Genomic DNA, 20,324 nt, shown 5'->3' with positions numbered 1-20,324 from the left:
CTGGCCTGAGACGGCGTCCAGGTGAAACCGGGAAAATTTCCTAGTTTTGCCCCATTCGCGGCGAAAGAGTGAGATGCATCACGCTTCACTGGCCGCGCGCGGCGCCTGGGCGTTTAAGAAAGGCAGCAGCAGCAGCGCGGAAATGCCGGCGGCAATCGCGATCGCCACGAAGAATCCGGTCCAGTGCCAGATATCCATTACCTGCGCCAGCGGCCAGCCGGAAAGCGACGCGCCAAGATACGCGAACAGGCCGACAAACCCGGTGGCCGCCCCGGCGGCCTCTTTATGCGAACACTCCGCCGCCGCCATGCCGATCAGCATCTGCGGGCCGAAGACGAAGAAACCGGTGGTGAAGAAGCAGGCCGCCTGCATCACGTAGCTGGCGAACGGCATCAGCCACAGGCCGCCAACCGACAGCAAAATTCCGGCGGCGAAGATCAGGTTCATCGGCCCGCGATTGCCGTTAAACAGCTTATCCGAGCCCCACCCCGCCACCAGCGCGCCGATAAATCCGCCCAGCTCGAACATGGTCACCGCCGAGTTAGCGGTCACCAGATCGACGCCAAGCGTCTCCGACATATACAGATTGCCCCAGTCGTTAATCGCCGCCCGCACCACGTAAACCAGCACATAGCACAGCGACAGCAGCCAGATATAGGGGTTGGCCAGCACGTAGCGGGTGAGGATCTCTTTACGCGTCAGTCCGGCGCCCTCCTGCTGCTGGGCAATCTCCAGCGCATCGTGACGCCAGTCGCCGACGGCGGGCAGCCCCACCGCCTGCGGACGATCCCGCAGTCGCCAGCACAGGTATAATCCGGCGAGGATCGCCAGGCCCCCGGCGATGATCATCCCCGCGCGCCAGCCGTAATGTAGCGCCGCCGCCCCCACCACCATCGGGATCAGCGCGCCGCCAACGTTATGCGCCGTATTCCACAGCGCCCACCAGCCGCCGCGCTCGGTGCGTGAATACCAGGCCGTCAGCAGCCGGGCGCAGACCGGCGAGCCCCACCCCTGGAAGAAGGCGTTTAGCGCCCACAGCAGGGCGAAGGCCCACAGTGAGGAAGAAAAACCGAACAGAATATTCACCACCCCGGTGGCGATAAGCCCCAGCCCCATAAAATAGCGGGCGTCGGAGCGGTCGCTGACGATACCGGAGAAAAATTTCGACAGTCCGTAGGTGATGTAGAACAGCGTGGCCAGCAGACCGATATCGCTGCGGGTCAGCACGTTGCTGGCGAGAATATCAGGAACCGCGGCGTTAAAGCTTTTGCGGGTGAAATAGAACAGCGCGTAGCCCAGCCAGATGGTCAACAGGATATGGCGACGCCAGTAGCGATAACGCGCATCAAGCTCGCGTTTATCACTAATCGGCGCGGCGTCCGGCGGGGCTTTTAAAAAGGCGAACATCGGCGATCCTCTCAGGCGTAACGCAGCGGTAGATTGACGCACACCCGGGTACCGTGGGTGCAGGAGATCGTCAGCGTGCCCCCCAGGGCGGTCACGCGCTCGCGCATGCCGGTCAGACCGAACCCCTGCGCGCTGGAGCCCGGCGGCAGGCCGCAGCCGTCATCTTCCAGCACCAGCATCAGTCGCTCCTCCTGCTGCCAGCCCTGCAGGGTCACAGCGCTGGCGCTGGCATGCTTGACGATATTGTTCAGTCCCTCCTGGCAGACGCGGAACAGGGTCACGCGCTGGTTTTCACTCAGCCCCGCCTCGTTAATCCGCCAGTCGAGATGACTGACGATGCCGCGGTCCTCCAGCTCCATTTCGCGCATCAGAGAACGTACCGCCTGCTCCAGCGGCAGGTCGTCAAGCTGGCGCGGACGAAGACGGCCCAGCAGGCGACGCACCGAGTCATACACCCCCAGCGACAGGTGTTCAATCAGTTGGCCGCTCTGGCGAACGCTGGCGTTGTCCGGCGCCAGCCGCTGGACGATCCCCGCCTGGGTGCGTATTGCCGTGATGGTCTGCCCGATATCATCGTGGAGCTCGCGGGCAACGTCGCGGCGCACGCTCTCTTCAGTCTCCAGCAGACGATCAGCCAGCCGCCGATTGCGCGCCAGCTCGCTCTGTAGCGACTGGTTCAGCTCGCGCAATCGCTGGATCCCCGCCCCCAGCAGCAGCCCGGTGAGGCTCTGCGCCAGCAGCGAAAGCAGGAGATCGACGGGGTGATCGTGCCAGGTCTGGCTGGCAATCAGGGCGATCGCGTTCATCAGCGTAGCGATCAGCGCTCCCTGCCAGCCGTAGTGCCAGGCCAGAGCGATAATCGGCAGCGCGAGGCAAAACGGGGTAAAGCGGGAGAGCTCGGCGGGCAGCCCAAGCTGCAGCCACAGGCTTATGGTGAATAACAGCAGATACCAGATCAGATGCCGCCCGCGCCAGTTTACCGGCTGCGCCACCAGCGACGGCCCCAGCGGCCGCCAGACGGTGCTGGTGAGGTAGTGCCAGAACACCAGACAGGTCGGCGCCAGGGTCAGGCCGCCGGTGAGCGTCAACAGCAGGGCGTTAAGCCCCTCGTCCCCCTCCGCCAGCCAGGGCAGCGATTGCAGCAGCGCGGCGGCCATTAACGCCCCGCCCTGACGCAGAAGCGTCAGCCAGTCGCGCTGCTGGCGATATCGCGAGATCAGCGCCACCGGCAGGAGGGTCAGCAGGCTTCCGGTCATCAATATTATCGGATGCGCCAGCGCCACTTCCTGCGTCAGCCAGAAGATCAGCAGCCACTCGCTTCCCAGCAGCACCGGCCAGTAGCCGCGCGGGCACTGGAGCATCAGCCCCAGCCGCAGGCCGAAGGGGAACAGCAGCACCGCCAGATCGGCGCGCTCCACCAGATGCAGGCTGATGCTCCACAGACAAAACCAGGCGGCGGCGAAGATAAAGGCGCAGCCGATCACCGACAGCAGGCGCGGGAGTAAGGTCTTCATTGCCAGCTGTCAAACATGCGGCGCGCCAGCTCGACGTCATTGCTGACGCCCAGCTTTTCCAGCAGGTTGGCGCGGTGAACGTGGACGGTTTTCGGCGACAGCCCGAGCTCAGCGGCGATCTCTTTTACCGCCATGCCCTGCGCCAGCTTTTCCGCCACCTGACGTTCGCGTTTGGTGAGCGGATCCTGGCGCCCGGCGGCCAGCTTCATGGCGATATCCGGCGTGAGATAGCAGCCGCCCGCCGCCACCGTGCGCACCGCGGCGATAAGTTCGTCCGGGCTGCAGCGTTTCGACAGAAAGCCGCGCGCGCCGGCGTTGAGCGCCTGCTCGACCAGCGCCGGGCTGTCGTGCACCGACAGCATGATGGTCGCCATCCCCTTCGGCAGCTGGCTGAGCAGCTCCAGCCCGGAAATATCCGGCATCGAGATATCGCAGATACAGACCTGAACGCCGCGCCCCGGCAACCCCGCCAGCGCCTCGCGGCCGCTGCCAAATTCGGCGACAACCTGAAAATCAGTTTCCAGCCCCAGCAGCTGAGCAAAGCCGGAGCGGACAATCAAATGATCGTCAATAAGGGCGATGGTGGTCATGATAGGGTCCTGGTGCCTGAGGCAACAAAGCGCTGTGTCCGTAGGCCGGATTAGCGCAGCGCCATCCGGTAAAGGCGCTTACCTTAACCATAAGCACCTTACCGTTCAAGCCTTGCGCGATTTACTCGAAGAACACCGCAATTTTGTTAAACATGGTGGGATCGGACTGGTTACGCGCCACTTTGGTGACATCTTCCAGCTTTTCAATCTGGCTAATCATCTGCCCGAGACGCTGATCGTCGTTCACCAGCAGCCAGATGCGGCTGTGTTCGCTGCCCTGAATCGGTAGACAGAGAATACCTTCGACGTTAAACGCGCGGCGGGCAAAAAGCCCGCAGACGTGGGTCATGACGCCGGGGTGGTTGCGGACGGTGAGCTCCAGGATGACGTTATCACAGTGTTTTTGCATGGCTTATTCCCCCACCATTTCAGTATTAGCCGCACCCGGCGGTACCATCGGATACACTTTCTGCTGCGCGTCGATGCGCACGTGGATCAGCGCCGGCCCCGGACGGTCGATGATCGCCTGCAGCGCTGCCTGCGGATCGGCTTCGTTATTTAAATCACAGGTTTGCAGGCCAAAACCGGCGGCAATCTGCATAAAGTTAATCATCCCCGGATAGGTGGCGGCAAAAACCCCCTGCTGATAGAACAGGCTCTGCTGCTGATGCACCAGCCCCAGCGCTTCGTTGTTCAGCAGGATAATTTTTACATCCAGCTGATTTTCAGCGGCGGTGGCCATCTCCTGAATATTCATCATCAGGCTGCCGTCGCCGGAGAAGCAGATAACCTTGCGCTGCGGATTCGCCAGCGCCGCGCCGATCGCCGCCGGCAGGCCGAAGCCCATGGTGCCAAGACCGCCGGAGGTCAGCCACTGCCGCGGACGGTTGAGCGGGTAGGCCTGCGCCGTCCACATCTGGTGTTGGCCTACGTCGGTGGTGATGATCGCTTCATCATCCACGCAGGCGGCCACGGCGTTAATCAGGCCATAATGGGAGAGCGGGTCGCTTTCCTGCGGGATGGCGCAGGGGAATTCGCGCTGCAAGTCGGCCACCAGCTGGCGCCACTCCTCGCGCGGCTGTGCCTCAACCTGCGGGTTCAGCTGGGCTAAGACTTCCGCCACATCGCCCTGAATCGCCACGTGCGGTTGCTTAATTTTGCCCAGCTCGGCGCGGTCGATATCGACGTGGATAATCTTCGCGTTCGGGCAGAACTGCTCGGTCTTGCCAATCGCCCGGTCATCAAAACGCGCGCCTAAAACAATCAGTAAATCCGCTTCCTGCAGAATGAAGTTGGTGCTGCGCGCGCCATGCATGCCCAGCATCCCCAGCGACAGCGGGTGCGCCTTCGGCAGCATGCCCAGCGCCATCAGGGTCATGGTGGTCGGCAGGTTGGCTTTTTCCGCCAGCTCACGGATCTCCTGCGGCGCGTTAATCACCCCGCCGCCCAGATAGAGCACCGGACGCTTCGCCGCGTTGATCATCGCCGCCGCTTCGCGCACGCTTTCGGGGGCGAATGCCGGCGCTGCGGCGCGCTCGCCCGGCTCCGGCAGCGTTTCCAGCTCAATGGTCGCCGACTGTACATCCTTAGGAATGTCTATCCACACCGGCCCGGGACGCCCGGACTGAGCAATACGGAAGGCGTCGCTGATCACCTGCGGCAGCTCGGCGATGTCGCGCACCAGATAGTTATGTTTGGTGATGGGGATAGAGATGCCGTAGGTGTCCACTTCCTGGAAGGCGTCGGTGCCGATCATCGATGCCGGCACCTGGCCGGTGATGCAGACCAGCGGAATCGAATCCAGGCGGGCATCGGCGATCGCCGTCACCAGGTTCGTCGCCCCCGGGCCGCTGCAGGCCATACAGACCGCCGGTTTGCCTTCGGTACGCGCCATCCCCTGGGCGATAAAGCCCGCGCCCTGCTCGTGGCGCGCCAGGATGTGGCGGATCTGCGTGCTCTGGCTTAAGGCATCGTAGATAGGCAGGATGGAGCCGCCCGGAATGCCGCTAACCATAGTGATACCCTGGCGTTCCAGTAAATGAACAACCAGCTGCGCGCCGGTAAAGCGCATTGTGTTTGATGTGGTGCCCGAACTTGCCATGCTCCAGTCCTTTTCTTCTGGGCCGACTTTACCGGGGGGCTCGCCAACAAAAAACCCCGCTCGGTTTGCGCCGGCGGGGTTTGGAATTCGTGTTGTTCCGGACCCTACGGCGCATTGCCGACGACGACCACCACAGACACGACGACCACCGCGGCTGGCGCGGTTTTTAGTAGGGTCGAAGCGATCAGGGTTGCGTTCATTAGGGACCTGTTGTGTCGAAAAATAAGCTGAATTTATACAAACACAGGTTTTACGTTTTCACAATGGATTTATTTTCATCCACGAAAATTTGCGCGAAAGATCACAGTTCGGCGCAAAAGGGCAGAAAACAAAAAACCCCGCCGGAGCGAGGTTTTTATCAGCATGGTTACAGGTGGTAGCCGCAAGCACACTGTATTACGTCAACGCCAAAAGTATACGCGATCGCTGCAGTTCACGCAATTTAAGGTCGGTTTTTCTCTGTCATAGAGTATGGGATAGCGCGGCGGATTTGTCCAAAAAATACTGTTCATCCATACAGTATTTATCTATACTGGGTGTGTTCATGGTGTGCCATTCGGGGGCCGCAAGTTTGACCGGCGCAACGAAGTCCTGGCTGAAACGGGTGGTGCCGTCAGTGCCTTAACCCCGAGAGAGCACACTGTGTTACGTCAACAACGTGCAGTCACTGGCCCGCGCGGCAACGCGTGGTTCAGCGCTGCGCACCCCTGTCGTTGCAGGCGGCGGGCCGGGAAGCCGTCCACGGAAGGAGCCACCACAGGCCAGGGCGACGCCGCCGGCGACAGGCAGGGATAAGCTGACAACGGGCAGCGGAAAGGTACGTCAGCTTATTGTGCTCCTTAACCACAGGAGACGCGCGTATGGGCGGAATGGATATTATTATTTTAATCCTGAAACTCATGGTTGCTGTGTTGCAACTACTTGATGCAGTCCTGAAACAGTTCCGCTGATTCAGGTTCAAGTCGCACCTGAGGGGGGCGGGAAACCGCCCCCCTGCAGGCGCCCGCCGGGCGTCCCGGGATGACTTGATGGAGGAAGCTATGCCACCCCTGTTAATTGCCGCCACGACGCCGGATGCCCCGGGGTTCGCGGCGCTGCGCACCGAAAGCCTTGAACAGCATTTCAATATGCTGCGCCGCCTGGCGGAAAACTGGCAGAGCGGCAAAAACCGCTTTACCGCGCCGGGCGAAACGCTGCTGGGCGCCTTCGTGAATCACCAGCTGGTTGGGGTATGCGGCATCAATAGCGATCCCTTCAGCCCCCAGCCGCGGGCCGGGCGTATTCGCCACCTCTACATCAGCGAGCGCTACCGCCGCCGGGGGATCGGCCAGCAGCTGCTGGTCTCGGTTATCACCCACTCCAGCGCCTGGTTCGATTTTCTCAACACCCACGCTCCGGCGCAGGCCTGGCCCTTTTATGAAAGACTTGGCTTTCGCCCGGTGTACGATGAACCGCGGGTGACGCATCGCCTGTTTTGTTCGCTGTAGCCCCGCTGGCTGGCAGCGCGGGCGCGTGTTACAGTCCGGTGACCTTCACTGTTGAACCTGTCTGCGATGACCCTCACCGTATTCTGCATTTTGCTGTTCGCCGCCCTGCTGCACGCCAGCTGGAACGCTATTGTCAAAGCCAGCGGCGATAAAATGTACGCGGCGATCGGCGTCAGCGGCTCGGCCGCGCTGCTCGCCCTGGTGATGCTGCCTTTTGCCCCGCAGCCCACGCTGGCCAGCGCCCCCTATCTGCTGGCGTCGTGCGCGTTACAGGTGGTGTATACGGTGCTGGTGGCGAAGACCTATCAGGTGTCGGATATGAGCCAGACCTATCCGCTGATGCGGGGGACTGCCCCGTTGCTGGTGGCGGCGATAAGCGTGCTGTTTCTCGGCGATCGTTTGTCGCCGCTGGCCTGGCTGGGCATCGGCGTCATCTGCCTGGCCATTCTGGCGATGGCCTTTAACGGCCGCGCCAGCTCCCGCAAAGGCATCGTGCTGGCGCTGATCAACGCCTACTTTATCGCCGGCTATACGCTGGTGGATGGCACCGGCGTCCGGCTGGCGGGCTCGGCGCTGGGCTACACCCTGTGGACCTTTTTTATGAACGGCTTCTGCCTGCTAAGCTGGGCAATGATGACCCGCCGCGCTGAAGCCAGCCGCTATCTGCGCCTGCACTGGCGAAAAGGTATCCTCGGCGGGATCGGCACCATGGGCTCCTACGGCCTGGCGCTGTGGGCGATGACCCAGGCGCCGCTGGCGGTGGTCGCCGCGCTGCGTGAAACCTCCATTTTGTTCGGCGCGCTGATCGCGTTTATCGTCCTGAAAGAGCAACTGATGCCGCTGCGCATCGTCGCCGCCTGCGGGATTGCCGCCGGGGCGATCCTCCTGCGCCTCGCGTAACCTGAAATGGCAACATTAGTTGCCGTTCCTGTTTACATAATCTGCCTGGAATTCCCTCAACAATCGGCACTTTGCAGTTGTTCTGTCATTTTTATATGGTAGATTCCTCCATCGTTTACGGTGTGTGCCAGTCACATATTCTTAATTTTTATTTACTCACAAAGTATTCATCGACATGAAACGGCATAAAAACTTCAATTTGTTGTTGATGCTGGTACTGCTGGTGGCCGTCGGCCAGATGGCGCAGACCATCTATATTCCGGCCATCGCCGACATGGCGGTCGCGCTGAACGTCCGCGAAGGGGCGGTACAAAGCGTAATGGCGGCCTACCTGCTGACCTACGGTATTTCACAGCTGTTTTACGGCCCGCTCTCCGACCGCGTGGGTCGCCGCCCGGTGATCCTCGTCGGGATGTCGATTTTTATGCTGGCGACGCTGGTAGCCATTACCACCCATAGCCTGCCGGTGCTGATCGCCGCCAGCGCCATGCAGGGGATGGGCACCGGCGTCGGCGGCGTGATGGCGCGCACCCTGCCCCGCGATCTGTACGAAGGCGCCCAGCTGCGTCATGCCAATAGCCTGTTAAATATGGGCATTCTGGTCAGCCCGCTGATTGCCCCGCTGCTCGGCGGCATCCTCGACACCCTGTGGAACTGGCGCGCCTGTTACGCCTTCCTGCTGGTGCTGTGCGCGGGGGTGACCTTTAGCATGGCGAAATGGATGCCGGAAACGCGCCCGGAGGGCGCGCCGCGCACCAAACTTCTGGCCAGCTACAAAACGCTGTTCGGCACCGGCGCCTTTAACTGTTACCTGCTCATGCTGATCGGCGGCCTGGCGGGGATTGCGGTATTCGAAGCCTGTTCCGGCGTACTGATGGGCGCGGTGCTCGGCCTGAGCAGCATGGCGGTGAGTATTCTGTTTATTCTGCCGATCCCGGCCGCCTTCTTCGGCGCCTGGTTTGCCGGCCGGCCTAACAAGCGTTTCCCGACCCTGATGTGGCAATCGGTTATCTGCTGCCTGCTGGCGGGTCTGATGATGTGGATCCCGGGGCTGCTGGGCGTTATGACCGTCTGGACCCTGCTGGTGCCGGCGGCGCTGTTCTTCTTTGGCGCCGGCATGCTGTTCCCGCTGGCCACCAGCGGCGCGATGGAGCCATTCCCGTTCCTCGCCGGTACCGCCGGGGCGCTGGTTGGCGGCTTGCAGAATATCGGTTCCGGCGTGCTGGCATGGCTGTCAGCAATGATGCCGCAAACCGGTCAGGGCAGTCTCGGGCTGCTGATGATGCTGATGGGCCTGTTGATTCTGCTGTGCTGGCTGCCGCTGGCCTCGCGCTTTACCCATCATCAGCAGCCGGTATAAGCGCGGCGGCCGCTCCCCGGATAGCGGCTGACGCCTTACCCGGGCTGTCCAACATCATAGCGGGCTAGCCCGGCTCATTTTCAGGTCAGACTATGCAGCCACTCGATAAAGGCGTCGATTTTCGGCCACTGGCGACCCGGCAGGGTGGTCACATAGTAGTGCTGGTGGCATTTCAGCGTCATATCGCCAAACGGGGCGATCAACTCCCCGCTCTCCAGACGCTTCTGCACCAGCCGCTTACGCCCCATTGCCACCCCGAGGTGGTTCATCGCCGCGATCGCCGCTAAATCGGAACGATCGAAGCCAATGCCCGACGATGGCGGCAGGTCCACCGCAAACTGCTGCGCCCAGCTATACCACTCATCGGTGCCGGAATCGTTGCTCCATGCCTGGCGGTCGTGGAGCAAGGTACAGTGGCGCAGATTGCCCGGATTCGACATTAACTGCCGCTGGTGCGCGTAATTCGGCGTACATACCGGCACGATCGCCTCATCCATCAGAAAATGGTGGCTCAACTGCGACGACGGCGCATCATCAAAATAGATCGCCAGATCGATGCCCGTCCGCTGCAGGTTAACGTTCTCGTTGCCGGTCAGCACGGTGAGGGAGATGGCAGGGTAACGGCGGGTAAAGTCTCCCAGAGCCGGCACCAGCCAGCACTGGGCGATAGAGGGCCGCGAGTAGACCGTCAGACTGCCGGAGAGCTCCTGGTTTTTGATGTCGAGGATCTCCTGATTGAGGCCATCCAGCGACGACTTCAGCGCCCAGTAGACCCGCTTACCTTCACGCGTCAGCTCAACTTTACGATGCGAGCGGACAAAGAGCAGGATCCCCAGCTCCGCTTCCAGCTGATTAATCCGGTGGCTGACGGCGCCAGGTGTGAGCGCCAGCTCGTCGGCGGCCAGGGCAAACGACTCGTGCCGCGCCGCTACTTCAAAGGTCGACAGCCTGGAGAGCTGCCAGCCGTTCAGCAGCCGGGTACCTATGTTTTTTAGCACATCCATCACGCGCTCCTGGCTAATACAGTGGCTGTTGATGATAAAAAAATCACGCCGGTTTTGCCGCTAAAGGGTGAATTAATTTGACCCACAGCATGATTAATGGTCTGTTTTTGAGCCAAATCACCGACTTGATTCAATTCTCCTCACCTTAAAGCCCATTTATATCGTTTGTCAGCCCATGAGGTTTCTCGCTTCAATAAGGCCAGATTATTCACAGGCGAGGTGGAATATGGGTTCGCAAGTCTGGGTTGTGAGCACGCTGCTGATCAGCATCGTGTTAATCGTCTTAACGATCGTCAAACTGAAGTTTCATCCTTTTCTGGCGCTGCTGCTGGCGAGCTTTTTCGTCGGCGCGATGATGGGAATGGGCCCGCTGGAGATGGTCAACGCCATTGAGAGCGGGATCGGCGGCACGCTGGGCTTCCTGGCGGCGGTGATCGGCCTCGGCACCATTCTCGGCAAGATGATGGAGGTCTCCGGCGCGGCGGAGCGCATCGGCCTGACGCTGCAGCGCTGCCGCTGGCTGTCGGCGGACGTGATTATGGTGCTGGTCGGCCTGATCTGCGGCATCACGCTGTTTGTCGAAGTCGGCGTGGTCCTGCTGATCCCGCTGGCCTTCTCCATCGCCAAAAAAACCAACACCTCGCTGCTGAAGCTGGCTATTCCGCTGTGTACCGCGCTGATGGCGGTGCACTGCGTGGTCCCTCCGCATCCGGCGGCCCTGTTTGTCGCTAACAAACTGGGCGCCGATATTGGCACAGTGATTGTCTATGGCCTGCTGGTCGGTCTGATCGCCTCGCTGGTTGGCGGCCCGCTGTTTCTCCGAGCGTTAGGCAACCGCCTGCCGTACAAACCGGTCCCGGCCGAATTTGCCAATCTTGAGGTCCGCGAGGCGTCGACGCTGCCGTCGCTCGGCGCCACGCTGTTTACCGTACTGCTGCCGATTGGCCTGATGCTGGTGAAAACCGTCGCCGAACTGAACATGGCGAAAGGCGGCACGCTGTATACGGTGCTGGAATTTATCGGCAACCCCATCACCGCGATGTTTATCGCCGTCTTTGTCGCGTATTACATGCTCGGCATTCGTCGGCAAATGGGGATGGGCGTCCTGCTAACCCATACTGAAAATGGCTTTGGGTCGATCGCCAACATCCTGCTGATTATCGGCGCAGGCGGCGCGTTCAACGCGATCTTAAAATCCAGCGGCCTGGCCGATAGCCTGGCGGTGATCCTGTCGAACCTCGATATGCACCCGATTCTGCTGGCCTGGCTGGTGGCGCTTATCCTGCACGCCGCCGTCGGCTCTGCCACCGTGGCGATGATGGGCGCCACCGCCATCGTCGCGCCGATGCTGCCGCTCTATCCCGGCGTCAGCCCGGAGATCATCGCTATTGCTATCGGTTCCGGCGCCATTGGCTGCACGATCGTCACCGATTCCCTCTTCTGGCTGGTCAAACAGTACTGCGGCGCAAGCCTCAGTGAAACGTTCAAGTACTACACGACGGCGACTTTTATCGCGTCGCTACTTGCACTGGCCGCCACCTTCCTGCTTTCTTTCATTATCTGAGCGCAAAGAGACGTATGATGAAACACGCTGAATTGACTACCTTGACCGCGACCTTCCCGCTTGTGCAGGATCTGATCGCCCTGAAAGAAACCACCTGGTTTAACCCCGCCACCACCCCTCTGGCGGAGGGATTGCCTTACGTCGGCCTGACCGCCGACGACGTGCAGGACGCCCATGCCCGCCTTCAGCGCTTCGCGCCCTATCTGGCGGAAGCCTTCCCGGAAACGGCCGTCAGCGGCGGGATCATCGAATCGGAAGTGGTCGCCATTCCGGCAATGAAGCACCGCCTCGAGCAAAAATTCGGCCAGCCGATTGGCGGCGAACTGCTGCTGAAAAAAGACAGCCATCTGCCGATCTCCGGCTCGATCAAAGCGCGCGGCGGCATTTATGAAGTGCTGACCCATGCGGAAAAGCTGGCGCTCGAGGCCGGGCTGCTGACTACCGCAGATGATTATCGCAAATTGCTGACGCCGGAGTTTAAACAGTTCTTCCGCCAGTACAGCATCGCCGTCGGCTCAACCGGCAACCTCGGGATGTCGATCGGCATCATGAGCGCCCGCATCGGCTTTAAGGTTACCGTGCATATGTCCGCGGACGCCCGGGCGTGGAAAAAGGCCAAACTGCGCAGCCACGGCGTGACGGTGGTGGAGTATGAAGAGGACTACGGCGTGGCGGTCGAACAGGGACGCAAGGCGGCGGAATCCGACCCGAACTGCTTTTTCATCGACGATGAAAATTCGCGCACGCTGTTCCTCGGCTATGCCGTGGCCGGCGAGCGCCTGAAGGCGCAGTTCGCCAAAGCCGGACGGGTGGTCGATGCCGACCATCCGCTGTTCGTCTACCTGCCGTGCGGCGTCGGCGGCGGCCCCGGCGGCGTGGCGTTTGGCCTCAAGCTGGCCTTTGGCGACCACGTTCACTGCCTGTTCGCCGAACCGACCCACTCTCCCTGCATGCTGCTCGGCGTCTACACCGGGCTTCATGACCAGATAGCGGTGCAGGATTTAGGCATTGATAACCTGACCGCCGCCGACGGTCTGGCGGTCGGCCGGGCGTCCGGCTTCGTTGGCCGGGCAATGGAGCGCCTGCTCGACGGGTTCTATACCCTTGACGACCAGACGATGTATGACATGTTGGGCTGGCTGGCGACAGCGGAAAATATCCGCCTTGAGCCCTCCGCGCTGGCCGGGATGGCCGGGCCGCAGCGCGTCTGCGCCAGCAAAGCGTACCATCAGCTGCAAGGGCTGAGTGAGCAACAGCTGCAGCAGGCGACCCACCTGGTGTGGGCCACCGGCGGCGGAATGGTGCCGGAAGAGGAGATGGCGCAGTATCTGGCGAAGGGGCGCTAATCTTCAGCGCAGCAGCAGCATCAACGCCTCTGGCGGCCGCTGCTGTCGGCGCAGGTCCCGCATCACTCGCATATAGGGCCCGCTGAGATCGTAGAACTGCCGATAACCCGCGCACAGCGGGTCTTCCTGTTCGCCGCAGCGGCACAGGCGTAGCCACGGACAGCCGTAGCAGGCGCTGTTGGCCGCCGGCGCGCCCGCCCGCGTTATCAACTCGCCGCACCAGGCGCTCAGCGTCTCGCTAAACAGCAAAATATTGATACGGCCAATATCTTCCCGCACCCAGCGGTGAAAGACCGCGCAGAGAAACTCTCCCCACAGCGCGGCGTCGCCAGCCGCCAGCTGCGGAATAAAATGGATAGCCGTAAGCCCCTGTTGACGCAGCTGCGCATAGAACGCCTGCGGCTGGCGGCAATGCTCCGCCTCGACCACTACCGCCTGAAAGGGAGTGTCATGTTGCTGGCCGGGGGCATGAGTGAGAGGCAAATTCGCCGGACATCCTGTCATGACATATCCCTAATGAATGAAACGATCTGTTGAAGGTGAGTAACAGCAAACAGGAATGCCAGAGAAAGTACTGCGAGTGCGATCAAAAATTTGTCACGAACCGCCCGCGGCTGCAAAAAATCGCTGTCGTCGACGTCCATCAGATGACGACGGCGGGTATAGCCCCAAAGGATCCCCGCCACTATCGCCAGCACGCCGATCGACAGCCAGAACGGCAGTCCGGCGCGGTGCCAGCTGTGCTTAATCGCCAGCGCCATCAGCGCGCCATAGCCCAGCAGGGTGCGAAACCAGGCCAGGGAGGTGCGCTCTGGCTGTAGCCCCGGGTCGCTTTCCCGCCGCGCCCGGCGTTTATCCGCCATACAGCACCAGCAACATCACCGCGACCACCACCGCCAGCAGCAGGATGCTAATCACCAGCAGCGTCCGGGTATAGGGGAGATCCTGCTTCAGGCGCATCGCCTTCTCGTTGTTCAGCCAGCGCAGATAGCCATAGATGGCCATGCCGCCGGCAAACAGGCATAGCAGCAGGGCGAGAATTTCACGGATCAGCGGCGTGGCAAAGTCTGGCGCCAGCTGGTCAAGACCGACGCCAGCGGCAAGAAAACCGAGCGCCGTGCGGATCCACGCCAGAAAGGTGCGTTCGTTAGCCAGCGAAAAGCGGTAATCAGGCGCTTCGCCGAGGCGGGAGATTTTCATGACGATTCCTTGTTCATCGCGCAGCAGGCTTCAGCATAGCGTAAATCAGGAACCGGGGAGAAGCATCGGCGCCCCGCAGGGCGCCGGTCAACGGCGGGGATTAATGCAGCTCCGGCCAGTAATCCTTATTGGCGGCAATCAGGTCGTCGAGGATCGCTTTCGCCACCGAGGCGCTCGGCACGGTTTTCGACAGGGTAATCGCCTGCCACAGCTTGTGGTAAGAGCGTTGTTCCCAGGCATCGACCACCAGTTTTTCCACCGCCACCTGCTGGCTCATCATCCCTTTCTGGAAGTGCGGGATGTCGCCGACCGTCAGCGGCTCCGGCCCGTTGTGGCCCACCAGGCAAGGAATTTCCACCATCGCGTCGGCGTCAAAGTTATGGATCGCGCCATTGTTCGGCACAATCAGCAGCATCCTTTCCTGCGTGTTAAAGGCGATGGCCGTCGCCAGATCGACGATATACGACGCGTGCTCGTCAATCTCCAGATCGCCTGCGGAGGATTTCCCGGCGGCAATAATCGCCCGGCAGGCGCTGAAGACGTTTTTCTCACGATGATCCATCACCTCATTGGCGCGGGTGCGTTCCGGGTTGGAGTGGGCCACCACGTAGTCCGGGAACAGGTAATATTTCAGGTAGGTATTCGGCATGGTCTGCGGATCCAGCGCCTGCACATCTTTCGCTTTGGCAAAGGTGTCGTTCCAGCTTGCCTCGGTGTGCGGGTCGTTAGAAGGCGGTACATAGCCGTATTTCGCCACATATTCGCGCAGTTTCGGCATCAAATCGTTGCCGTCGAGATCCTCAATCGAGGTCCACCAGCCGAAGTGGTTGAGGCCGTAGTAGCGCACGCGCATCTGTTTACGGTCTTTGAGGCCGACAATCTGCGCCATCCGCCCTTCAATGCCGATCGGCATATCGCAGATGTTGAGGATTTTGGCGTTCGGCCGCAGACGACGGGTGGCTTCCGCCACAATCGCCGCCGGGTTGGAGTAGTTAAGCATCCAGGCGTTCGGCGAATATTTTTCCATATAATCCACCAGCTCCAGCACGCCGCCGATAGAGCGCATACCGTAGGCGATCCCGCCCGGTCCGCAGGTCTCCTGGCCCAGCACGCCGTGGCGCAGCGGGATTTTCTCATCCTGTTCACGCATCGGATATTTCCCGACGCGGATATGCGCCATGACGAAATCAACATCGGTAAACGCCGCCTGCGGATCGGTGGTATAGCTGAATTCAATCTCCGGCGCCTGCTCTTTGAGGATCACTTTGCACGCCTCGGCGATGGTCTCCTGCCGCGCCCCGTCGTTGTCGTAAAATTTCAGCGACCGCAGCGGAAAACGATCCTGGTTTGCCAGCAGCATCAGGACAATGCCCGGGGTGAAGGTGCTGCCGCCGCCTGCGATAACAACTGAGAATTTTTTCATGATACTGCCTCCGTCATGGTGGTATGTTCGGTCGAAAGAGAATCTTTCATCAGGTTTTCCAGCTGGTCGCGTACCTGGGGAACGTGCAGGCCGACGATGACCTGAATCCCGTTGCCGCGGCGTACTACCCCGTGGGCGCCCAGCGCTTTAAAGACGTCGTCACTTTGCGTTTTCGCCATATCGACCAGCGCGATGCGCAGTCGGGTGGCGCAGTTATTGATACTTTCAATGTTGCTGGCGCCGCCGAGGGCCTGCAGAAAGCCAGCGGCCTGGCCCAGCCGGGTCTCTGGCGCGGCTGCCGCCGTGGTTTTACCCCGCGCCGCCTGATAATCAGCCTTGCTGTAGAGCTTGATTTCGCTCTCTTCCCGGCCCGGCGTCTTCAGGTTCAGACGCAGGATCAGGGTGCGGAAGACCACGAAGTAGAGGGCGGTGAAACAGAGACCAATACCTATCTGAATGAACATCATCGAGGCGTGGTGATGGAACATCGGGATCCAGTTTTGCGGCAAGAACTGGTCGAGCAGGCCGCCGCCGAAATTGCCCACCACCCCGCAGATGTACATCACTGTCGCCATGGACGCCGCCAGCACCGCGTGGACGGCGAACAGCAGCGGCGAGATGAACAGGAAGGTGAACTCCAGCGGCTCGGTGATCCCGACCAGCATCGCGGTCAACGTGGCGGGGATCAGCAGGCCGGCGACCTTGACGCGATTTTCCGGCGCGGCGGTGAAGTAAAGCGCCAGCGCAATGCCCACCGAACCAAACACTTTCGAGTTACCGTGCAGGGCAAAGCCGCCCTCCGGGAACAGCGTCTTCAGCGGTTCCGTACTCTGGCTGAACGCCTGCAGATGCTCTGCCCAGTAGACCTGCAGTCCGCCCTCCACTACCGCCGGGCCAAAGATGAACGGGCCATAGACGAAGTGATGCAGACCGGTGGGGATCAGAATGCGCTCAAGGAAGATGTAGACCCACACCCCGAGCGCGCCGGCAGAGCGCAGGAAGGCCTGTAGCGATTCAATACCCAGCTGGACTTTTGGCCAGCCGAGCAGCGTCAGCCAGGCGCAGGGGATCATCGCGAGGAAGGCGACAATGACCACAAACGATGAGCCCTGGAAGATGCCGAGGAATACCGGCAGGGGCTTATCGAAATAGCGATTATGCAGGGCCGTCACCAGGCCGGAGATGACGATCGCCCCGATAATGCTGGTGTCGAGGGTTTTAATCCCGGCAATCATCGTCAGGCCGCTGCCGGCCGTGGGTTCAACGGAAAAGTCGACGCCGAAGAAGTGGCCCCAGGTCATCCCCATGGCGTTAATAAAGTAGTTCCAGGTGAGAAAGCTCACCAGTACCGCCAGACAGGCCCGGCCCTGGGCCTGCTTCGCCAGGCCAATCGGCAAGCCGACGGCGAAAATCAGCGGCATATTACGAAAGACGGTCCAGCCGCCCTCTTCGATGATGTGAACGATCTGTGCAAACAGGCTGTCGGGTGCGGTCAGCGCTTCGCCGACGAACATCGGGTTGCGCAACATAATGGCGATACCGACCACGATCCCGGCGAAAGGAAACAATAAAACCGGGGTAAACATGGCGCCGCCAAAGCGTTGTATTTGACTGAGCATTGGGAAATCCTCATGTAACAACTCGTAGGGTGAATGGCCTTCTTTTTCTTGATTACCGGCCTCACTCGAGAATAGGAATTTGCCCCTCCAACAACATGCCGCGCCGTTGCGATTCGTGATCGCTTTCATGGTTTTAATTTGGCCAAAGTTGTCTACTTCGTTAACAAAAGTTAGACATCGATAAGCCAAAGGATGAAATCGATCTAATGAATGGATAATAACCTGCTGTCTTAAAACTCATTTTTTAATAACAGGTGAAGAAAATAACCTCGCTCTTTCCTGTACAAGAGGACTACTGGTGATCTACAAATCCATTGCTGACCGCCTGCGGCTGCGGCTGAATTCTGCCGACTTCTCCATCGGCAGCCCGCTGCCGGGAGAGAAAAAACTGGCCGAGGAGTTCGGGGTGGCGCGCATGACCATCCGCAAAGCCATCGACCTGCTGGTGGACTGGGGGTTGGTGGTCCGTCGCCACGGCTCGGGGACCTACGTGGCGCGTAAAGACGTCCATCATGAAACCAGCAATCTCACCGGCCTGGCGGAAGTGCTGCGCAAGCAGGGTAAAGAGGTGGTAAGCCAGGTGCTGGCCTTCGAAGTGATGCCTGCCCCGCCGGCCATCGCCAGCCTGCTGCGAATTAAAATTGATGAACGGATCTACTTCTCGCGGCGGGTGCGCTTCGTCGACGGCAAGCCGCTGATGCTGGAGGATAGCTATATGCCGGTGAAGCTGTTCCGTAACCTGTCGCTGAGCCATCTGGAGGGATCGAAATTTGATTATATTGAGAAGGAGTGCGGGATCATCATCAGCGGGAACTATGAGACCCTGACGCCGGTGCTGGCGGACAGGCAGCTGGCGCGCTCAATGAACGTTCCGGAGCAGACGCCGCTGCTGCGGATTACCTCCCTTTCCTACAGCGACAGCGGCGAGTTTCTTAACTATTCGGTTATGTTCCGCAACGCCAGCGAGTATCAGGTGGACTACCATCTGCGCCGCGTCCAGGCGCACAGCCCGCTAGCTCAGCCCCCAGAACAGCACGGCGAGTAGCTGCGGGGTGATAATCCGCAGGAACATCACCAGCGGATAGACGGTAGCGTAAGAGAGCGCCGCCGCGCCGCTGGTGGCGTGCAGATTGTTGGCGAAGGCCAGCGCCGGCGGGTCGGTCATCGAGCCGGCCAGCATGCCGCACAGCGTCAGATAGTTCATTTTCGCCAGCATGCGCGCGAGAATGCCTACCGTCAGCAGCGGGATGGCGGTGATGAAAATGCCGTAACCGATCCAGCTCAGGCCATCGCCCTGGGTCAGGGTCGCCACAAAGTCGCCCCCCGATTTCAGCCCGACCACCGCCAGAAACAGCACGATCCCCAGCTCGCGCAGCGCCAGGTTGGCGCTCGGCGGCATAAACCAGTACAGCTTGCCGATGCTCCCGATGCGCCCGAGAATCAGCGCCATAATCAGCGGTCCCCCGGCCAGCCCGAGCTTCAGGGCGGCGGGGAAGCCGGGAATAAACAACGGGATAGATCCCAGCAGTACCCCGAGGCCGATGCCGATAAATACCGGCAGCATCTGAACCTGCTGCAGCTTCTGCTGGGCATTACCCAGCTCGGCGGCCACGGCGTCAATCGCCTCCGGACGGCCGACCAGGTTAAGAATATCGCCAAACTGCAGGCTGGCGCTGCTGCTGGCCACCAGCTCGACGCCAGCGCGATTAAGCCGGGAGATCACTACGTCATAGCGCTGTTTGACGTGCAGATCGCGTATTTTCTTCCCCAGCACTTTCTCGTTAGTCACCACCACCCGCTCAACCTTCAGGTCGGTGCCGCGCGTCGACAGCGAGGTGGCCACCTCCTGGCCGATCACCAGTTGCGCATTATGCAGATCCTCCGGCCGCCCCACCAGGTGCAGCAGATCGCCGGCCTGGATAAGGGTGCCCGGCGCAGGCACCATTAGCAGCTCACCGCGCTTCAGTCGCGAACAGACGATATTGTCGCTGTTGAGCATCGGCACATCCTGAATCGCCATCTGGTTGAGGTTAGGGTTCTCCACCCGCACGTTGATGGTGTGCAAATGGGCATGGCCGTTGCCACTGCTCTCCTCAAATTGCTGAGCCTCTTTCTCAACATTGATGCGAAAGAACAGGCGCACCAGCCACATGGTCAGCAGAATGCCGCAGATGCCGAATGGATACGCCATCGCATAGCTCATCCCCATCTGATCGACCACCTCGAACGGCACCCCGAGATCGCGCAGGATTTGCTGCCCGGCCCCCAGCGCCGGCGTGTTGGTCACCGCGCCGGAGAAGATGCCAAGCACCACCGGGAGAGGAATATTGAACAGTTTATGCAGCACCGCCGTGACCAGGCCGCCAAGAATCACGATCAGGATAGCGAAAAGATTGAGCCGCAGGCCTGAGACCCGCAGCGAGGCGAAAAAGCCCGGCCCCACCTGGATACCGATGGTGTAGACAAACAGGATCAAGCCGAATTCCTGAATAAAATGCAGCATCGGGCTGCTGAGGGCGACTCCCGCCTGATCGACAAAGTGGCCGACGATAATGCCGCCAAACAACACGCCGCCAATACCAAAGCCGACGCCGCGGATTTTGACATTGCCGATCCACAGCCCAATCACCGCCACCAGCGCCAGTACGCTGACCGTCAATGCTATCTCACTCATGGTATCGTCCCTGTGAATAACATTATTATTAACAGGGATTATGACCGCTGCCAGACGGGTTGTATGCAGCCTGGCGCACAATACCAGCAAACAGACCGGCACAAAAAAGCCCCGAAAATCGGGGCTTTATCAATA

At 60.5% G+C, this 20,324-nt stretch carries 21 protein-coding genes; 8 read left to right on the top strand and 13 right to left on the bottom strand.

Translation table 11 applies throughout. The features are described from left to right. Positions 1 to 78: 78 nt before the first annotated feature. From MKR05_RS11940 to ivbL, 6 genes are all read right to left on the bottom strand, one after another. Positions 79 to 1,407 carry an MFS transporter gene (locus MKR05_RS11940; protein ID WP_023291436.1) on the bottom strand — a complete coding sequence of 443 codons (1,329 nt, stop codon included), beginning with the start codon at positions 1,405 to 1,407 and terminating at the stop codon, positions 79 to 81. Positions 1,408 to 1,418: 11 nt separating this feature from the next. Then, entirely contained in the window at positions 1,419 to 2,900 is a 1,482-nt protein-coding gene (gene uhpB / locus MKR05_RS11935; protein WP_072199062.1) for a signal transduction histidine-protein kinase/phosphatase UhpB, read from the bottom strand. A gap of 17 nt (positions 2,901 to 2,917) precedes the next feature. Further along, positions 2,918 to 3,511, bottom strand: a complete 594-nt coding sequence (gene uhpA / locus MKR05_RS11930; protein WP_023291438.1) for a transcriptional regulator UhpA — start codon at positions 3,509 to 3,511, stop codon at positions 2,918 to 2,920. 121 nt (positions 3,512 to 3,632) lie between these two features. After that, positions 3,633 to 3,920, bottom strand: a complete 288-nt coding sequence (gene ilvN, locus MKR05_RS11925) for an acetolactate synthase small subunit (protein WP_017899675.1) — start codon at positions 3,918 to 3,920, stop codon at positions 3,633 to 3,635. Positions 3,921 to 3,923: 3 nt separating this feature from the next. Then, complete coding sequence (gene ilvB, locus MKR05_RS11920) at positions 3,924 to 5,612, bottom strand: acetolactate synthase large subunit (protein ID WP_023291439.1); 1,689 nt, start codon at positions 5,610 to 5,612, stop codon at positions 3,924 to 3,926. A gap of 104 nt (positions 5,613 to 5,716) precedes the next feature. After that, positions 5,717 to 5,812 (bottom strand): ilvB operon leader peptide IvbL, encoded by a 96-nt coding sequence (gene ivbL / locus MKR05_RS11915; protein WP_002923286.1) that lies wholly within the window; start codon positions 5,810 to 5,812, stop codon positions 5,717 to 5,719. 12 nt (positions 5,813 to 5,824) lie between these two features. Here ivbL and MKR05_RS11910 point away from each other — a divergent pair, with 12 nt between their 5' ends. The 5 genes from MKR05_RS11910 to emrD all read left to right on the top strand — a co-directional run bounded on the left by MKR05_RS11910 (position 5,825) and on the right by emrD (position 9,359). Beyond that, on the top strand, positions 5,825 to 5,992 hold the full coding sequence (locus tag MKR05_RS11910) for a hypothetical protein (protein ID WP_014343455.1): 168 nt from the start codon (positions 5,825 to 5,827) through the stop codon (positions 5,990 to 5,992). 450 nt (positions 5,993 to 6,442) lie between these two features. Further along, entirely contained in the window at positions 6,443 to 6,562 is a 120-nt protein-coding gene (tisB, locus tag MKR05_RS11905; protein ID WP_004145059.1) for a type I toxin-antitoxin system toxin TisB, read from the top strand. 90 nt (positions 6,563 to 6,652) lie between these two features. Further along, entirely contained in the window at positions 6,653 to 7,099 is a 447-nt protein-coding gene (locus MKR05_RS11900) for a GNAT family N-acetyltransferase (RefSeq protein ID WP_004202251.1), read from the top strand. A gap of 66 nt (positions 7,100 to 7,165) precedes the next feature. Then, the gene (locus MKR05_RS11895; protein WP_284118654.1) at positions 7,166 to 7,999 is read left to right on the top strand and encodes a DMT family transporter; all 834 of its coding nucleotides are present in this window, start codon (positions 7,166 to 7,168) and stop codon (positions 7,997 to 7,999) included. A 175-nt stretch (positions 8,000 to 8,174) separates the two neighbouring features. Further along, entirely contained in the window at positions 8,175 to 9,359 is a 1,185-nt protein-coding gene (gene emrD / locus MKR05_RS11890; RefSeq protein WP_023291441.1) for a multidrug efflux MFS transporter EmrD, read from the top strand. A gap of 80 nt (positions 9,360 to 9,439) precedes the next feature. Here emrD and dsdC read toward each other — a convergent pair whose 3' ends face one another. Further along, positions 9,440 to 10,363 carry a DNA-binding transcriptional regulator DsdC gene (gene dsdC / locus MKR05_RS11885; protein WP_044525088.1) on the bottom strand — a complete coding sequence of 308 codons (924 nt, stop codon included), beginning with the start codon at positions 10,361 to 10,363 and terminating at the stop codon, positions 9,440 to 9,442. Between the two features lie 226 nt (positions 10,364 to 10,589). On the opposite strand from dsdC, the gene dsdX reads away from it, so the two are divergent. Beyond that, positions 10,590 to 11,927 carry a D-serine transporter DsdX gene (gene dsdX, locus MKR05_RS11880; RefSeq protein ID WP_048335644.1) on the top strand — a complete coding sequence of 446 codons (1,338 nt, stop codon included), beginning with the start codon at positions 10,590 to 10,592 and terminating at the stop codon, positions 11,925 to 11,927. 17 nt (positions 11,928 to 11,944) lie between these two features. Next, positions 11,945 to 13,273: a D-serine ammonia-lyase gene (gene dsdA, locus MKR05_RS11875; protein WP_044525090.1), complete on the top strand. Its 1,329-nt coding sequence runs from the start codon at positions 11,945 to 11,947 to the stop codon at positions 13,271 to 13,273. Between the two features lie 3 nt (positions 13,274 to 13,276). Here the strand turns inward: dsdA and MKR05_RS11870 are convergent, their stop codons facing one another. From MKR05_RS11870 to MKR05_RS11850, 5 genes are all read right to left on the bottom strand, one after another. Beyond that, entirely contained in the window at positions 13,277 to 13,777 is a 501-nt protein-coding gene (locus tag MKR05_RS11870) for a regulator (RefSeq protein WP_238875159.1), read from the bottom strand. Next, complete coding sequence (locus MKR05_RS11865; RefSeq protein WP_023291446.1) at positions 13,774 to 14,136, bottom strand: DUF202 domain-containing protein; 363 nt, start codon at positions 14,134 to 14,136, stop codon at positions 13,774 to 13,776. The genes MKR05_RS11870 and MKR05_RS11865 overlap by 4 nt, the downstream gene beginning before the upstream one ends. After that, entirely contained in the window at positions 14,126 to 14,473 is a 348-nt protein-coding gene (locus MKR05_RS11860; RefSeq protein ID WP_004202264.1) for a YidH family protein, read from the bottom strand. Before MKR05_RS11860 ends, MKR05_RS11865 begins: the two co-directional genes overlap by 11 nt. Before the next feature lie 100 nt (positions 14,474 to 14,573). Further along, positions 14,574 to 15,896: a 6-phospho-alpha-glucosidase gene (locus MKR05_RS11855; protein WP_017899668.1), complete on the bottom strand. Its 1,323-nt coding sequence runs from the start codon at positions 15,894 to 15,896 to the stop codon at positions 14,574 to 14,576. Further along, complete coding sequence (locus tag MKR05_RS11850) at positions 15,893 to 17,515, bottom strand: alpha-glucoside-specific PTS transporter subunit IIBC (RefSeq protein WP_023291447.1); 1,623 nt, start codon at positions 17,513 to 17,515, stop codon at positions 15,893 to 15,895. Before MKR05_RS11850 ends, MKR05_RS11855 begins: the two co-directional genes overlap by 4 nt. A gap of 298 nt (positions 17,516 to 17,813) precedes the next feature. Here MKR05_RS11850 and MKR05_RS11845 point away from each other — a divergent pair, with 298 nt between their 5' ends. Continuing rightward, the gene (locus MKR05_RS11845; protein WP_032454424.1) at positions 17,814 to 18,560 is read left to right on the top strand and encodes a GntR family transcriptional regulator; all 747 of its coding nucleotides are present in this window, start codon (positions 17,814 to 17,816) and stop codon (positions 18,558 to 18,560) included. Here the strand turns inward: MKR05_RS11845 and MKR05_RS11840 are convergent. After that, the gene (locus MKR05_RS11840; protein WP_072414106.1) at positions 18,528 to 20,189 is read right to left on the bottom strand and encodes a putative transporter; all 1,662 of its coding nucleotides are present in this window, start codon (positions 20,187 to 20,189) and stop codon (positions 18,528 to 18,530) included. The two genes, MKR05_RS11845 and MKR05_RS11840, sit on opposite strands and share 33 nt — an antisense overlap. Positions 20,190 to 20,324: the final 135 nt, after the last annotated feature.

Source organism: Klebsiella sp. K5-204, from assembly GCF_030128585.1.
GTDB classification, from domain to species: domain Bacteria; phylum Pseudomonadota; class Gammaproteobacteria; order Enterobacterales; family Enterobacteriaceae; genus Klebsiella; species Klebsiella quasipneumoniae.
The sequence above is the reverse complement of the archived record's forward strand: the minus strand, read 5'-3'. Positions and strand labels throughout refer to the sequence as shown.